Raw genomic sequence first — 14840 nt, forward strand, 5'->3', positions numbered from 1 at the left:
CTGTCCTTGGTATATCTTCCTGATTTAAGTTGTACAGAGGTCTTTGATGAGTAGAAATATTGCAATAGAAATGCTGAACCAGGTTCCGGTTCAGGATCAGCAGATTGAATTAGTTGAACGGAAGTGTCTTGGTCACCCTGACAGCATTGCCGATGGTATAGCAGAAGCAGTCAGCCGTGCATTATGTAATACTTACATTGATCAGTTTGGGGGAGTACTTCACCACAACACTGACCAGGGTGAGATCGTAGCAGGAGAATCTATGCCACAATTTGGTGGCGGTAAGATTATTAAACCGATATTTATCCTCTTAGATGGGCGTGCAACAAAGGAATTCAAAGGAGAAAAAATTGCTGCTGATACAGTTGCATTGCAGGCAGCAAAGGATTACCTTCATTCGATAGTTCCTGAATTAAATCTTGATAAACACCTTATCATGGATTGCAGACTCGGAACTGGTTCTACGGATCTTCGTGATGTGTTCAATCCTGAAGAAGGGAAAATTCCACGGGCAAATGATACTTCGTTTGGAGTTTCATATGCACCTTTCTCTGATATTGAGAAGTGTATTAAGGAAATATCATCATACATTGATACAACTCTTCGTCCGAAATATCCGGTATATGGGCAGGATATTAAAATTATGGGGCTACGTCAAGGCAACTCCATAAAACTTACTATCTGTTGTGCAATGGTAGATCGGTATGTTTCATCTCTCTCTGAATATGTTAATTACCGCGAAAAATTAGCAGAAGAAGCATTAAAGGTAGCGAAAACCTGCACTGACAAACATGTAGAAGTATTTGTCAATACTGCAGATTGTGATGTGGAATGCAGTCTTTTCCTTACTGTTACCGGAACATCAGCTGAAATGGGTGATGATGGTTCTGTTGGTCGTGGAAACCGAGCGAATGGATTGATTACCCCACACCGGCCGATGAGTATGGAAGCGACAAGTGGGAAAAATCCGATCAATCACATTGGAAAGATCTATAATCTTCTCTCAAACGAACTTGCTCATACCTGTGTTGAAAAAGTAGATGGTATAGCCGAAATCCAAATCCGTCTTCTGTCTCAAATTGGTGTTCCAATTGATCAACCACTCATTGCAAGTGCACAGATAATTCCAAAACAATCTTTTACCATGAAAGATATTGAAAAAGATGTCTTTGAGATCATTGATTCTGGTCTAGAAAACATCACTTCTGTCACAGAACGCGTAATTAGAGGCGAACTTAAGACATTTTGATGACAGTAAATACAAATCAGGTCTCTGAAAGTGATCCCGGAGTAAAAATCCGGATCGCTATCCCGAATAAAGGCAGAATATCTGTCCCAATACGGGATTTAATAGAACGATCAGGACTTGGAATCTTTGATAATGGGGATCGATCTCTTATCGCCCGTACTAGGGATGAAAAGGTTGAGATCCTCTATGCACGTCCCATTGATATCCCTGAATATGTTGGATCTGGTGTCGCAGATCTTGGGATTACTGGGCATGACATGGTTATAGAACGTGGCTCTCAAGTAACAGAACTTCTCAACCTTGGATTTGGAAATGCTTCTGTTGTTCTTGCTGTGCCTGATGATTCAGATTGGAATAATCCTAGGGACTTGGATGGAAAACGGGTTTCAACTGAATTCCCTGCAATCACCCGAAAATATTTTAAAAAGATTGGTGTAAAACCAGTAATAGTCCCAGTAGGAGGGGCCTGCGAGGCTACTCCATCACTTGGAATATCTGATGCCATTGTGGATATCTCCAGTTCAGGAACAACACTTCGTCAGAATCATTTGAAGATTATTGATACTGTTCTCAAAACGAGTACTTTTCTTATTGCAAATACCAGTTCCTGTATTGAGAAAAAAAATAAAATAGATGAGATATATCTTGCCCTTGAAAGTGTTCTGAATGCAAACGGTAAATGTTATCTCATGATGAATATTCTTCGAAGTTCGCTTGATACTGTCCGAACCATTATACCAGGTATGGGAGGCCCGACTGTTATGGATGTGGCATCATCGACAGATATGGTAGCAGTACATGCCGTTGTAGAAGAGGAGATGGTTTATCAATTGATTAATAAACTCAAACAGGCGGGGGCCAGAGACATTCTGGTCATGAATATAGAACGTATGATTAGGTAATACTATGATTGTCTTTCCAGCAGTGGATATCCTTGGAGGTCGGTGTGTTCAGCTTATTCAAGGGAAACGTGAGACAGCAACTGGGTATGGTGATCCCCTTTTGTGTGCTGAGTCATGGATAAACCAGGGTGCAGAAGCTCTTCATATTGTAAATCTTGACGGTGCATTTGGTTCCTCAACCTTGAATGCTGAAAAGATTACTGATCTAATAATTCAGACAGGAGTTGAAACCCAACTAGGTGGAGGGATCAGATCCTTACATGATGCACGCTCCTGGCTTGACTGTGGAGTCGATAGAGTCATTATATCCACATTTGCTGTTCATGATCCAGACTGTCTTACAACTCTCTCTGATGAATATGGCAGTGATCGGATCATGGCAGGAGTCGATGCAAAAGCTGGAGAGATGGTTACCCATGGATGGGAAAGACCTGCTGGTGATTTTCTTGAGTGGGCTAATCTGTTTATTCAGAAGGGAGCAGGTTCACTTCTTTACACAAATGTGAGTGTTGAAGGATTATGTAACGGGATCGATCCAATACCCGTACGGACCCTGCTTCGAAAAGTTAGTGTTCCTGTTGTCGTGGCGGGTGGCATAACCTCTCCATCAGATATATCGATCCTAAAGGAAACTGATGCAGCAGGAGTGGTACTTGGCTCAGCTCTGTATAGTGGTCGGATTTCCCTTCGTGAAGCCTTGGAGGCAGCAGGATGAGATCTGCAAAAATATCTCGCAAAACAAAAGAAACCGATATTATAATTCAATTTTCTCTGGACGGGTCCGGAACCTCAACCCTGAATACGGGCATCCCTTTTTTCAACCATATGCTTGATGCTTTTACAAGACATGGAAAATTTGATCTGGAAATTATTGCAACTGGAGATTTGGAAACCGGACCTCATCATACCATTGAAGATATTGGAATCGTTCTGGGTCAGGCTTTTTTAAAAGCTCTTGGTGATGGAAAGGGCATATCCAGATTTGCCAGCATTGTAGTGCCTATGGATGAGTCAAGGGCGGAGGTTGCTCTTGATGTTGGAGGCCGACCATATCTTGTTTTTGAAGGTTCTTTTAGTGGTCCTGTTGAAGGGGTCTTGGAACCCTGGCTTGTCTGTCATTTTTTTGAAAGTTTTATGCAAAATGCTAAAATTACTGCTCACATGAATGTTTCAGGTTTCTCAGATCATCATAAATGTGAGGCCCTCTTTAAAGCCTTTGGAATTGCATTACGAATGGCAATTCGTGTTGACAGTCAGGATAACTCTATCCCAAGTACAAAAGGTGTGCTGTAACGAAAGAAATCAACCCCATCCGAGCACACATATTTTTTTATGAGGTAAGGGATCGGTTCATCATCGTACGTCGTAAAGGTGGAGAATGCTTTAGGCATTCTCTGCTGCCATTTTGACGTCTTCTTCCTTGATCGTCTTTCTGCCGGCATGCTGGGCAAGTCTGTTTGCTTCCCTGGTAAGGTTCGCAATGTAATCTTCTGCTTTTGCTACAAGAGCTGCTGCTGCATCGCTTCCCACACGCTCAGCCCCATTTTTCTTTGCAATTCTTACAACTGCTGCAATAGGTAAGTCTGCCATAGTCCTCTACCTCAAAACAAAGTATATTGATATCTATTTAAATATTTCGAGATTATCTTGAGATTTTCGATTTTCAGACATGTTTAGAGAAGATTTCTTACTTTCATGAGTTTATGATTCAGAGATGAACAATCGGATGGATTATTGTAAAGAAATAAAAAAAGTCTAATATTCAAGGATATTCGTATGTAGAATCATCCAACCAAATTATCTGCCAGATTTAACGCATATTGATAATCCGGGTTAACGCGCGAAGTATCTACGAAAATTTTAGGGATATTTAGGACTGGTGCCCCATGAGAGAGTCCACTCCCCAAAAATAACAAAGTTCTGAAGATTAAATTTCCAGTTATCCCATCAGGAGCAATAATAAGACCTGAATGCCTGATGGCATTTTCAATCAAAATCCCTTCGTGTGATGCTTTTGTAAGCCTGGCAACAAGTTCCCCATCAGCAAGACTTCTGTCGACTGAAGGATGGCGACCAATATCATCAAGTCTTCCTCCGGAAAGGACAGTCACTCTTTCAGGGAGACCAAATTTTTTGCATAGCGGTTTTGCTTTCTCTATCAATGATATTTTTTCTGATACAGACCATCCTTCATCAATGCCGACAGGACCAAGGAAGAATCTGGTTTTATCTGATGTTTCTAAGAGAACAATACGTTCAAGTTTAGAAACTTTTGAAAAGTCTTTCAGCAGCTTCATGGTTTTGTGTGCTGAAAGAGTCCCACGTATTGCCGCATCAATTGATCCAGAAAAAAGATCTGATATAAGATCAGATTCAGGATACTCTGACTTTTTTATTCTATGAGGAAAAGAATCAGGTATTAAAACATCAGGTGCTGTGTAACAAATAATTGAAGAAGGACCGGTGTAAGAAAAAATCCCTTTGAATATTCTGTCGGGGTCTTCTCCAACTCCAATTCCGATAACAGATGGCTTTCTATTGGTAGGTTCCAAGATGCATTACGCCTCCATTTTTTGAAAAATCAAATACCAAAGAGGATGAATTGTCATCATGAATCCTTAGTTCACCACTATTATTCACCGTCCCGATAGGCTTTGTAGTCATCCCTGTTTTCCTAAATAATTCAATGATAGTTTTAATGTTGTTATTTTTTGCTGTGAGAATGAATGCCATACCTGGATACATCCGAAGCCAGTGCTCAAATGTGATTCCCAGTGCATCTAAATCCGGTTTAGGAATTTGAGTCAGATCAATATCTGCACCCTTTCCTGAAACCTCAAGCAACATTCCTAGTGTCCCAATGATTCCAGGATTTGATATATCTTTACCAGCAGTCACGAGTTTTCTGCTTCCAATCTCCTGCATAACAGAGATTTGTTTCCGCACTTCATCAGCAGTCCGGAGTGTTGCAGAATCCCAATTCAGAATACATGAAGGATGAATTCTTCCTTCCAGGTCAATTGCAACCAAAACAATGTCATCTGCTTCAGCTGTATTACTGTAAATGATTCCATTCATTGGGGCTATACCAAGGATAGCGACATCGATTACACTATAAGGCGTATCAGGGTGAAGATGCCCTCCCACAATTGGAACACCAAATTGAAGGGAAGCATCATGCATGCCTTGTATGACTTGTTTTTTTATTGATTCATTCGAGATTGAAAACACATCAACCATCGCAAGTGGCTTTCCTCCCATCGCTGCAATATCATGAATATTAACAAGGACTGCACAATACCCTGCCCAGTAGGGATCAGCATCCATAAGTTTACTCCATATTCCGTCTGCAGCAAGTAAGAGTGCATCTGAACCATTCTGTATAACTGCAGCATCTTCTCCAAATGAGGCTACAATAGCATGAGAATCAATCCGGAGGTCCCGAACCATCGCACCGATTTCACTTTTGCGTCTCACTCCGTCATACATTCTGACAGCTTGTGCTATCTGTTCGGTTGAGCAGGTGTATTCTCCCATGGCCCAAAATCTCACTCTTTTTTTCTGTTTCATCACTCATAAAATGTCTTATTTAATGCAGAAGTTCTCTACTGGAAGAAATGAGTCATGAAAGGTTCAAGCGGTTTATCTTCATTGCCGGTTAATATATCGGGGATGGATTGGGCTGAGAAGTATCGTCCCCGACATCTGAATGAGATGGTGGGTAACCGGGAGGCATTACACCAGATGAGTGAATGGGCCACTCGATGGACAACAAACTCACCCCCTCTCATTCTTTATGGGAAACCAGGCATTGGGAAAACGTCTAGTGCCTGGGCTCTCGCACATGATATGAACTGGGAAGTTGTAGAACTGAATGCCAGTGATCAAAGAACTAAAGCAGTTATTGAAAAGGTAGCAGGTGGGAGCGCCAGTACTGGATCATTGACTGGTGCTTTCCGAAAACTTATCATTCTGGATGAAGCTGACAATCTTCAGGGTAATGCAGATCGCGGAGGTGCAAGGGCTATTGCAGAAGTTATCAGACAGGCACGTCAGCCCCTTATCCTTATTGCGAATGATCTGTATGGACTGGATGGAACTATTCGAAATCTCTGTACAAAAATTCAGTTTAAAGCTCTCCCTGCAAAATCATTAGTGCCGCGTTTACGAGAAATTTGTTCAAAGGAAGAACTATCCTGTTCCATACAGGCCCTTACTGATATTGCTGAACAAGCTGGAGGGGACATTCGGTCCGCAGTAACGATGCTTTATGCTTCTGCAATTGGACGTGATGAAATAGGAAAGGATGACGTTTCAATTTCAGCGAAGGATAACAGGGCTAGTATTTTTGATCTGGTTGCGGCAACATTAGGGTACAGACAAGCACCTTCTCTTCTGGAGATGGGAATGTCAGTAGATGAAACTCCTGATGCTATTCTTCAATGGATAGAAAGCAATCTCGGTGTTTTACCTGATAAAAATAAAAACTCCCAGGCATATGGGGCATTATCCCGGGCGGATATGTACCTTGGATATACTTTTAAAAATCAATACTACACACTTTGGCGATATGCGAGTGCAATGATGCTTCTTGGTGTGCATGATGTCATGAAGGGGCGTCCATCTGGATATGCAAAAATCATGCCCCCATCAAGATGGCGACAGATGTCTGTTGCGAAAAGACAAAAATTGATGCGTGAACAATTGTTATCCAATTTAGGATCAGATATGCATATGTCAGCATCATCTGTCCGAAATCTTTATTTGTGTCCCGTATCCCTTCTAGCCAAACAGTTTCCTGATCCTTTTGCCAGGGAATTTAATCTGGATGTTGATCAACTCGATATTTTAATTCACGACACAGCAACGGCCAAATCAATAGTTAAAGCTATAGAAGATGAAAGAAAACAGATAGAAAAGGAATTAAAGAAAAAAAAGAAGGAGGAAGAGGCAAAAGCTAAGAAATCAAAAGTTACCAAAAAAGGATCAGACAAAACCACAGATACTGTTTCATCCATCGAGACTCTGGTTTGTCAGGAAAAAAATGGAATAAATCCAAGGGAAGAGAATTCTGAAAAAACAGATGACAAATCAATAGAAAAGGATAAAAAAACTTCTCAATCAACATTATTTAATTTTTAACATACTGGTGAAGAGAAACATCACATCCCGAAACAGGGGCAGGTCTGTCTGTCCCTTCAAATCCGAGATGATATATTAATAAATCAACTCCTATTGCTTGTGCAAGTCTGATAAGACAAGGGATCATCTCTTCTACAGGTCTTATGGCATAAATACATTCACAATCACTGTAGAGTGATAATTGAGGTGAAAAAACATCATCATACACATATGGTATAAATAACATCTTTTTTGGAACAACAATATCTGTACATCGTTTTAAAACACCTGCTCGAAACAATAAATGGGCAGCATGAAGGTTTTCTCCAGCCCCTGTTTCGACCGCTGAGCGGTACCTCCAAACGATGTAGCGGGCAATCTCCGTCTCAATATGTTTATACCCGCTCATTACCCAGATTATTGGAGATGAATATCCTTATTTTTTGGGATCGCGGGGCACCAGCAGGTCTAGAAATTCCTGTTTATCGGATCATTTCTCAAATTCTGGATATTCCGGCTTCAGTATGTGAGAGTCCTGTTTTATATAATGGCTTTGACAGGACGAGAAATCAGTTTGATGCAAGTGAAATATTAACCTGTCTTGATATTTTCTCGCGCCGGAATGGAGAAAAAAACTTAATACTCCTGGTAATCGGTGATGATATATACCGTCAGAATACCAGGTATGTATTCGGACTATCACGCCCTGCAACTGGAACTGCTGTGATATCTTCAGCACGACTTAAAAATGAATATTGGGGTCTCCCTTCTGATGAAATGATGTTAGTAGACCGATTATCACGGGAAGGTGCTCATGAACTTGGTCATTTACTCCATCTTGATCATTGTGATAATCCATCCTGTATTATGGCAAATCCTCTAACACTGGATGATCTTGATAATAAAAAATCTATGTTATGTCCTCTGTGTCTAGGGAAAATCCAGCGATCTCCAATAACCGTTTCGATATAAAATTTATTTTATTGACTCTCTAAAATTTTTAAATTTTCTTTCGCTATTTCATTTTCTGGGTTTAATTCGACTGCTTTTTTATACGCAGTCATTGATTCATTATATGCACCTGAAGCATACAAAACATTTCCATAATTATACCATCCCTGGTCAAATACAGGTTTTGTGATAGTGGCATTTTTAAGAGCATTTTGAGCCTCATTCATTCTTCCAAGTAGATAGAGAATTCTACCTAAATTATTCCACGCATAACCATTATCCGGATTCAACATTGTTGCTTTTTGTAATGCAACAACGGCATCATTGTATCTATGTTGTTCTGAATATGCCCATCCCAGATTATTCCATGCATCCGAAAAGTCATTATCAAGGTTAAGTGCGATTTGAAGCGCAGAAATTGCATCATCTACTCTTCCAAGCCGAATCAATGTATACCCTAATGTACTTTGGGCATATTTATTTCCTGGATCTGTTTTTATTGCTCTATCAAGAGCATCATATGCTTTGTCAAATCTTCCGAGTTCATTGTATGCCCAACCCATATTTGTCCAGAAAATGCTATTGTTAGGATCAAGACGGGTGGCATTTTCAAGGGGATCAATTGCCTCCTCAAACCTTCCCAAATTGTTAAGTGCATATCCAATTGAATTCCAGATAACTGGATCAGTAGTATTATTGAGGGTATAATTCTTGAGAATTGCTAATCCCTCTTCATAAGAACCATTTTGAATCAAATCCTGAGCTATTGATGGTTCGGGAAGCATTTCTGTTGCAAAAACTCCTAATCCAAATTCAAACACACATAGTAAAATAAAAATGAATACAATAGGCACAAATCTTTTCATGATACTATGAAATATACATTAATAGGCTAAAAAAAGATTTGTAATATCAACTTTTCTGATAAAGATCAGATTTTTGGTTTCTTTTTGAGAGCTTCAACGAGAAGATCTATTGTAGATTCTACGTCTTTTAAATCTACAACTTCAACCGGAGAGTGGATATATCGTGACGGTACTGATAAAGGAATGCTTGGGATACCATCCCGTACGAGGTTAATTATTGAAGCATCAGTATTTCCACCATCACCTACTTCAAGCTGGTATGGTATCTTCATTTTATCACCGGCAGAACGAAGCCAGGTTACAAGTCTGTTATCCGCTAATAGTCCTCTTCCTGAAGCACTTGCGAGTACAAGGACCGGTCCTTTTCCCATTTCCGGAGATGCTTCTTTTTTTGATACTCCTGGATGATCACCGGGGATAGTAACATCTGTTGCAATCGCAACATCCGGATTTAAGGCAAAGGCACTTACCTTGGCTCCTTTAAGCCCGATCTCTTCCTGAACTGTAAACACTGCATAGATGGTCATTGAAGTTTTCATCCTGCGAAGTGTTTCAATAAGAACTAATACACCAACCCTGTTATCAAGGGCTTTACCAGTCACTCTATTATTAGCGAGTTTAATAAGTTCTTGTTCTATTGTTACCGGTGTCCCGATTTCAATACCTAGTCCGGCTGCTTCTTCTGCAGATGAAGCACCAATATCGATAAAAAGATCTTCCATTTTTATCTCTTTTTTTCGATCTTCAGGTGTCATGACATGAGGAGGTTTAGATCCTATGACACCTGGTACCGGACCTTTCGTGCCATGTAAGACTACACGCTGAGTATGGAGTGTCGGATTAAACCATCCTCCAATACCGACGAATTTTATGAACCCCTTATCATCAATATATTGAACCATCAGACCGATCTCATCCATATGAGATGCGATCATTACCGAGAAATCAGATCCTTTTTTAATTGCAATAAGATTGCCAAGCCGGTCTTCAGTTATTTCATCAACATATCCGTCAAGTTCCTTTCTTATAATAGTCTTGATATTCCCTTCAAAACCAGAAAGGCCATGTGCATCAGATAATTTTTTTAATAAATCATATACCATTATTCATCCTCAAAAACTGGTTTCATCCGCTCTATTGCAGCTCGTATATTTTCACGTGAGGTAGCATAACTAAACCGGGCATACTCTTTTCCTGATGGTCCAAAAGCATCACCAGGAACAACGATGACTCCTGCATCCATAATCTGCTTTGTTTTATCAATACCAAGAGGAACGAAGGCATAAAATGCACCCTGAGGAACAGGGAAAGAAACACCGATCTCGGTAAACCCTGATGTTAAAATATCCCTTCTGGCCTGATATTCATCCCGCATCATTTTTACACAGGATTGATCTCCGGTATATGCTGCAAGTCCTGCATACTGGCTAATAGATGTGGCGCAGGTCTGGCAGTACTGGTGAACTTTCAAGCATTGTTCCATATATTCTGAAGGACCAGCAATATATCCTAGCCGCCAGCCAGTCATTGCATAGGTTTTACTAGCCGCATTCACGGTGAGGACATCATCACCAAAAGTCCCTGCACTTGCATGAACAGAATCATATATGATGTGTTCATACACTTCATCTGATAATACTGTAACACCAGCATCCATTGCAGATTCAACGAGAGCCTTGATTGATTCAGGAGATTCCACAGCCCCTGTTGGATTGCAGGGGGAATTTAATATCAGAAGACGGGCACCGTTGAGTTTTTCTTTCAATGCTTCATGATCGATGTGTAGGTCTTTTTTTAACGGAATAAAATCAGGAATACCTCCAGCTAGTTTCACACAGGATTCATATGAAACAAATCCAGGATCTGTCAGGAGAACTCGATCTCCATTATCAACAAGACTTTGAATGGCGATAAAGAGAGCCTCTCCTGCTCCGGCGGTTACAATTATCTCATCAGGATTATATGACAGATTATTTTCCGACTTAAATTTTACAGATAACGCATCTCTTAATTCTGGCAGGCCTGCATTAAATGTGTATCCGGTTTTCCCTTCTTGAATAGCCTGAATAGCAGCATTTTTAATGTGAGATGGTGTATCAAAATCTGGCTGACCTAATGTCATATTAATTGAATCAGGTTTTGCAGCCTGGAAAAATTTTCGGATACCAGACATTTCAATATTTTGAGCGCGTGTTGAAATTTTTTTCATACGTATTACTCGATGTTTGCATGACGGCCTTTCAGCTCTGATTCATCAGTCTGGGTAATTTCCATAAGACGAGAAATTACAGCATCACAAAATGTCATCGCTGCAGTTTCAAACAGTGTTCCCAGGGGTGCAAAGGATTTGTGTTCTCCAAGCATCTGCCTTGTGTCATATTCTTTACTTTCATCAGGAATATTATCTCTATAATTTTCAATAATTACTATTGAGTTAGAGATTTTTCCGATAGGAGAGTCTGGATTTGATGTAACAAGAGAAATTCGACCCCCGATCTCTTTTGCTGTCTGAACAATTTCAACAATTGTTCTTGTCTTTCCTGATCCTGATAATACAACAATGAGATCTCCGGTTTGAAGGGCCGGAGTGATCGTTTCACCAACAACATAACTTATCATGCCAAGGTGCATGAGTCGCATTGCAAATGCTTTTGCAACAAGACCAGATCTTCCTGCACCCATCACGTAAATTCGTTTGGCATCCAGGAGTTCTTTTATAAAATGAGATACTTCATCATCAGAAATATGATCTGCGATGGCATTTATACGAGTAGCCATCAGTTTCATCATATCCTGTACGCGGTGCTGGTTCATACTTGAGTATACTTTCCGATCAATTCCTCTTCAGGATATCGTACTGAGATCAGAGAGATATTGATGTTTATAGGTGTGTGATTTACATGCCGGTATCAATTCGTTATCCCGCATAATGGAAATAGGACCATGACCACAGCAATAGAGCAGGTGTTTTCCTTTCTCACGAAGTGATGCGTCAATATCAGATGCAAGTTTTGTCAGGGCTTTTCGCTCACTTTTGACGAGATCTGGATCGACATTTACTGTTGTAACCAGATATACAGCAAAATTGTTGTAAGCACTCCTCTCTGGACTAAGGTATTTCAGGTTTAAAATAGTGTCTGATGTAAAAAGAAGGCCGGCTTCTTTACAGAGTACGTAAATAAGACCATGTTGATGTCCGCCATGCCCCTCCAGGATTTGAAAGGTATATCCACCAGCAGTGAACGTAGAAAGAACAGGGAATTCTCCTTCTTTGTCTTTTCCCGCAGGTGGTAAAAGCGAAATCGAATCAGGAGTTGTCATTCGTGCAAATAAATTGATCATTACCGTATAGACCTGTTCAAGAACAAGATCCTGAGAGGTGGCACCCCATGCACGATTATTTGTTCTGATAATCTCCCAGGTCCCTTCATGGGTATAGACTGGGCAATCAAAAAATCCTGATGCACCACAGTGATCAGTATCTCCATGGGTCAGAATTATCCGTGAAAAATTTTCTTTTCCTCCAAGTCCATAATGCTTGAACATTAAAAGAACATCTTCATGATAAATTCCATATCCGGTATCGATCATGATCCGTTCCTCAGGAGTATCAATTACAAAGATGCTTCCCCCACCAGGGAGCTGAAAGCAATAGAGCGTTACAGTATCAGATATTGAGATCTTCTGGACATCTGCATAAAATCCATCTCCAGTTGTTTCTTTCAAACGTTTCCCGTTGAGGAGAATTTGTTCCAGAACATCCTGGTATTCCTTTCCATATTCAGTTAATTGTTGGGCAAGGTGACTAAACTGATGGAGAAGTTCAAGAATATGCGGATCTTCAAGATTATCTAGAATCTCATTGACACGTGCCGCATATCTGACATAAAAGAGACTTCCGTCATCACAACTATCTCCACAATCATAGCCTTCTATTTCAACTGCATACTCGGATCGAATTGCCTGAATTAATTCTTCGGTCCGTGAAGGTTTTCGAACCCTGAGCATGACATGCAAACGGTCAGGATATCTACCGCGGTTATCAAAAGAAAGGGAACTAATTTCTGCCTGGTAAGAGTCAAGGATGGTAAGGATTCTATGAAGTGTTCCTGGAATCTCCGGAACAATAATAGTAAACCTGATACTTCTAGGATAGGTGACTGTGGTCTGAAGATATCCTTCTTCTAATAAGGCCTGCTCTCCTTTTCTGCAATCTGATTCATCTCCAGATACAGAAAAAAATGCAGTTACGGGATCTAATGACCGGTTAAAATGGCATCGTGTTATTGTCAGTCCGGATGAAGCAATGAGCCGAACTGCATCAAGAAGAGAACCCGTATCCGGAATTCTTATTATAAAGAATTCAGTCCTGTCCGTTGGCATGATATTGTCTCGTTTTTAATCAGAATCAGATACAAAACTTTCACGATCGATAAATAGTCCACCAAATATCGTTCGTTCAATCATTTCTGAAACAAATCGCATTTTTTGTGCCTCTTCCATATCACTATTTCTGTGTATCTCAGAATATAACTGGAGGCGTAGCAGCCCAAACCGCAATTTCTCTAATAGTGTGTCGTTTAGAGTGATGGCGTCACGGTAAATGGGTTCAACAAGGTCTGGAAATTGAGTTATATCTTCCAGACATGTAACAATTTGAGAATAGATAGGAAGGTTTTCTTCCTTTCCACAAAGAACAGATAAATAATTCATTTCTATTTTTCTACAATGCTGACCAGGTGTTCCATAACGGTGTCAACTGCTTTCCATGTCTGTGAGTCTTTCTGACGTATGATAAATGGTCGCCCTTCATCTCCGGCTTTTCTGACTTCTGGATCAAGGGGAAGACTTCCAAGGAAAGGAACGTTATGTTCCTGGGCAATACGTTCTCCTCCTCCTTTTCCAAAAAGATCCACCTCTTCACCGCAATGTGGGCAAATGAATCCGCTCATATTTTCAATGACACCTATTACTTTGAGTCCTAGTTGTTCTACAAAAGTTATGGCCTTAGTCGAGTCAAGAGTTGAAACTTCCTGAGGTGTTGTTACGATAACTGCGCCACGAAGGTTTGGTGCCATCTGTGCAATCGTTAAAGCCTCATCTCCGGTACCCGGAGGAAGATCAACTACAAGATAGTCCAGAGATCCCCATGCGGTATCTTCAAGGAATTGTTTGATGGCGCCAGATTTCATCGCCCCACGCCAGATAACTGGTGCGTGTTTTTCTGGAAGCAGGAATGCCATCGACACAACCTGTAATGATCCGGTTACTTTTACCGGGACAATTTTATTTTGATCTGCAAGGAGTTTGTGATCTTCAATTCCTAACATTTTTGGAACATTCGGTCCATGAATATCCAAATCTAAAAGACCTACCTGTTTTCCGTGATTCGAGAGGGCATATGCAAGGTTTACTGCAACAGTGGATTTACCTACTCCTCCTTTTCCAGAAAGAACAAGAATTACATGTTTCACATCAATGTCTGCTTTCGGTGGGAGATTTCCTGCAGCTGATGGGCAGCTGGCGCCGGAAGGACAGGATGAACAGTTATTATCACAGGATCCAGGAGTTGGTTTGTTCGTATCAGACATATTGATCTTCCTCATTCAGTGATTCCATATTATTCGCCTCACTTTGGCATAAATAAGATCATGATTTTCACTGTGAACCAGTATAATTTCATCTGTTTGTAAGGGCCCTAACTTCACGCTATAAATATTTAAGTCACCCATGTTGTATCAGCAGAGGGCT

Annotated in this window: 17 protein-coding genes; 6 read left to right on the forward strand and 11 right to left on the reverse strand. The window is 40.5% G+C overall.

Translation table 11 applies throughout. The features are described from left to right. The first annotated feature begins 46 nt into the window (after positions 1-46). Genes KSK55_RS00820 through hisB form a run of 4 tightly spaced genes read left to right on the forward strand, consistent with a single transcriptional unit; the run spans position 47 to position 3444 of the window. Positions 47-1249 (forward strand): methionine adenosyltransferase, encoded by a 1203-nt coding sequence (locus KSK55_RS00820; RefSeq protein WP_218607806.1) that lies wholly within the window; start codon positions 47-49, stop codon positions 1247-1249. Continuing rightward, positions 1249-2151, forward strand: a complete 903-nt coding sequence (gene hisG / locus KSK55_RS00825; RefSeq protein ID WP_218607807.1) for an ATP phosphoribosyltransferase — start codon at positions 1249-1251, stop codon at positions 2149-2151. The genes KSK55_RS00820 and hisG overlap by 1 nt, the downstream gene beginning before the upstream one ends. A gap of 4 nt (positions 2152-2155) precedes the next feature. Continuing rightward, positions 2156-2866 carry a 1-(5-phosphoribosyl)-5-[(5-phosphoribosylamino)methylideneamino]imidazole-4-carboxamide isomerase gene (hisA, locus tag KSK55_RS00830; RefSeq protein WP_218607808.1) on the forward strand — a complete coding sequence of 237 codons (711 nt, stop codon included), beginning with the start codon at positions 2156-2158 and terminating at the stop codon, positions 2864-2866. Beyond that, positions 2863-3444, forward strand: coding sequence for an imidazoleglycerol-phosphate dehydratase HisB (gene hisB, locus KSK55_RS00835; protein ID WP_214418353.1), 582 nt, complete (start codon positions 2863-2865; stop codon positions 3442-3444). Before hisA ends, hisB begins: the two co-directional genes overlap by 4 nt. 90 nt (positions 3445-3534) lie before the next feature. Here the strand turns inward: hisB and KSK55_RS00840 are convergent, their stop codons facing one another. The 3 genes from KSK55_RS00840 to KSK55_RS00850 all read right to left on the reverse strand — a co-directional run bounded on the left by KSK55_RS00840 (position 3535) and on the right by KSK55_RS00850 (position 5688). Next, the gene (locus tag KSK55_RS00840) at positions 3535-3741 is read right to left on the reverse strand and encodes a histone family protein (RefSeq protein WP_011447948.1); all 207 of its coding nucleotides are present in this window, start codon (positions 3739-3741) and stop codon (positions 3535-3537) included. A gap of 194 nt (positions 3742-3935) precedes the next feature. Further along, on the reverse strand, positions 3936-4703 hold the full coding sequence (gene mtxX / locus KSK55_RS00845) for a methanogenesis marker protein Mmp4/MtxX (RefSeq protein ID WP_218607809.1): 768 nt from the start codon (positions 4701-4703) through the stop codon (positions 3936-3938). Next, positions 4687-5688, reverse strand: a complete 1002-nt coding sequence (locus tag KSK55_RS00850) for a methanogenesis marker 2 protein (protein ID WP_218607810.1) — start codon at positions 5686-5688, stop codon at positions 4687-4689. The genes mtxX and KSK55_RS00850 overlap by 17 nt, the downstream gene beginning before the upstream one ends. A 135-nt stretch (positions 5689-5823) precedes the next feature. On the opposite strand from KSK55_RS00850, the gene KSK55_RS00855 reads away from it, so the two are divergent. Then, positions 5824-7293: a replication factor C large subunit gene (locus KSK55_RS00855; RefSeq protein ID WP_218607811.1), complete on the forward strand. Its 1470-nt coding sequence runs from the start codon at positions 5824-5826 to the stop codon at positions 7291-7293. Here KSK55_RS00855 and KSK55_RS00860 read toward each other — a convergent pair. Next, positions 7283-7681, reverse strand: a complete 399-nt coding sequence (locus KSK55_RS00860; protein ID WP_218607812.1) for a UPF0146 family protein — start codon at positions 7679-7681, stop codon at positions 7283-7285. The genes KSK55_RS00855 and KSK55_RS00860 overlap by 11 nt on opposite strands. A gap of 17 nt (positions 7682-7698) precedes the next feature. Between KSK55_RS00860 and KSK55_RS00865 the strand changes: the two genes are divergently transcribed. After that, positions 7699-8244 (forward strand): archaemetzincin family Zn-dependent metalloprotease, encoded by a 546-nt coding sequence (locus KSK55_RS00865; RefSeq protein WP_218607813.1) that lies wholly within the window; start codon positions 7699-7701, stop codon positions 8242-8244. A gap of 8 nt (positions 8245-8252) precedes the next feature. Here KSK55_RS00865 and KSK55_RS00870 read toward each other — a convergent pair whose 3' ends face one another. The 7 genes from KSK55_RS00870 to KSK55_RS00900 all read right to left on the reverse strand — a co-directional run bounded on the left by KSK55_RS00870 (position 8253) and on the right by KSK55_RS00900 (position 14680). After that, positions 8253-9089 (reverse strand): tetratricopeptide repeat protein, encoded by an 837-nt coding sequence (locus KSK55_RS00870; RefSeq protein WP_218607814.1) that lies wholly within the window; start codon positions 9087-9089, stop codon positions 8253-8255. A gap of 65 nt (positions 9090-9154) precedes the next feature. After that, positions 9155-10192: a M42 family metallopeptidase gene (locus KSK55_RS00875; RefSeq protein WP_218607815.1), complete on the reverse strand. Its 1038-nt coding sequence runs from the start codon at positions 10190-10192 to the stop codon at positions 9155-9157. Next, complete coding sequence (locus KSK55_RS00880; protein ID WP_256664119.1) at positions 10192-11262, reverse strand: pyridoxal phosphate-dependent aminotransferase; 1071 nt, start codon at positions 11260-11262, stop codon at positions 10192-10194. The genes KSK55_RS00875 and KSK55_RS00880 overlap by 1 nt, the downstream gene beginning before the upstream one ends. A gap of 41 nt (positions 11263-11303) precedes the next feature. Further along, complete coding sequence (gene hxlB, locus KSK55_RS00885) at positions 11304-11903, reverse strand: 6-phospho-3-hexuloisomerase (RefSeq protein WP_214418361.1); 600 nt, start codon at positions 11901-11903, stop codon at positions 11304-11306. 30 nt (positions 11904-11933) lie between these two features. After that, positions 11934-13472: an MBL fold metallo-hydrolase gene (locus KSK55_RS00890; RefSeq protein ID WP_218607817.1), complete on the reverse strand. Its 1539-nt coding sequence runs from the start codon at positions 13470-13472 to the stop codon at positions 11934-11936. 15 nt (positions 13473-13487) lie between these two features. After that, positions 13488-13802 (reverse strand): hypothetical protein, encoded by a 315-nt coding sequence (locus KSK55_RS00895; protein ID WP_214418363.1) that lies wholly within the window; start codon positions 13800-13802, stop codon positions 13488-13490. A gap of 2 nt (positions 13803-13804) precedes the next feature. After that, positions 13805-14680 carry an Mrp/NBP35 family ATP-binding protein gene (locus tag KSK55_RS00900; RefSeq protein WP_214418364.1) on the reverse strand — a complete coding sequence of 292 codons (876 nt, stop codon included), beginning with the start codon at positions 14678-14680 and terminating at the stop codon, positions 13805-13807. Positions 14681-14840: the final 160 nt, after the last annotated feature.

The organism is Methanospirillum hungatei, assembly GCF_019263745.1.
Lineage (GTDB): Archaea > Halobacteriota > Methanomicrobia > Methanomicrobiales > Methanospirillaceae > Methanospirillum > Methanospirillum purgamenti.

Coding starts and splice junctions, on each gene's coding strand:
- hxlB (WP_214418361.1), bottom strand. CDS start 11,903: ATGAACCAGCACCGCGTACAGGATATGATGAAACTGATGGCTACTCGT.
- KSK55_RS00850 (WP_218607810.1), bottom strand. CDS start 5,688: ATGGGAGAATACACCTGCTCAACCGAACAGATAGCACAAGCTGTCAGA.
- KSK55_RS00870 (WP_218607814.1), bottom strand. CDS start 9,089: ATGAAAAGATTTGTGCCTATTGTATTCATTTTTATTTTACTATGTGTG.
- KSK55_RS00860 (WP_218607812.1), bottom strand. CDS start 7,681: ATGAGCGGGTATAAACATATTGAGACGGAGATTGCCCGCTACATCGTT.
- hisG (WP_218607807.1), top strand. CDS start 1,249: ATGACAGTAAATACAAATCAGGTCTCTGAAAGTGATCCCGGAGTAAAA.
- hisA (WP_218607808.1), top strand. CDS start 2,156: ATGATTGTCTTTCCAGCAGTGGATATCCTTGGAGGTCGGTGTGTTCAG.
- KSK55_RS00865 (WP_218607813.1), top strand. CDS start 7,699: ATGAATATCCTTATTTTTTGGGATCGCGGGGCACCAGCAGGTCTAGAA.
- KSK55_RS00855 (WP_218607811.1), top strand. CDS start 5,824: ATGGATTGGGCTGAGAAGTATCGTCCCCGACATCTGAATGAGATGGTG.
- KSK55_RS00890 (WP_218607817.1), bottom strand. CDS start 13,472: ATGCCAACGGACAGGACTGAATTCTTTATAATAAGAATTCCGGATACG.
- KSK55_RS00880 (WP_256664119.1), bottom strand. CDS start 11,262: ATGTCTGGTATCCGAAAATTTTTCCAGGCTGCAAAACCTGATTCAATT.
- KSK55_RS00840 (WP_011447948.1), bottom strand. CDS start 3,741: ATGGCAGACTTACCTATTGCAGCAGTTGTAAGAATTGCAAAGAAAAAT.
- KSK55_RS00900 (WP_214418364.1), bottom strand. CDS start 14,680: ATGTCTGATACGAACAAACCAACTCCTGGATCCTGTGATAATAACTGT.
- KSK55_RS00875 (WP_218607815.1), bottom strand. CDS start 10,192: ATGGTATATGATTTATTAAAAAAATTATCTGATGCACATGGCCTTTCT.
- hisB (WP_214418353.1), top strand. CDS start 2,863: ATGAGATCTGCAAAAATATCTCGCAAAACAAAAGAAACCGATATTATA.
- KSK55_RS00895 (WP_214418363.1), bottom strand. CDS start 13,802: ATGAATTATTTATCTGTTCTTTGTGGAAAGGAAGAAAACCTTCCTATC.
- KSK55_RS00820 (WP_218607806.1), top strand. CDS start 47: ATGAGTAGAAATATTGCAATAGAAATGCTGAACCAGGTTCCGGTTCAG.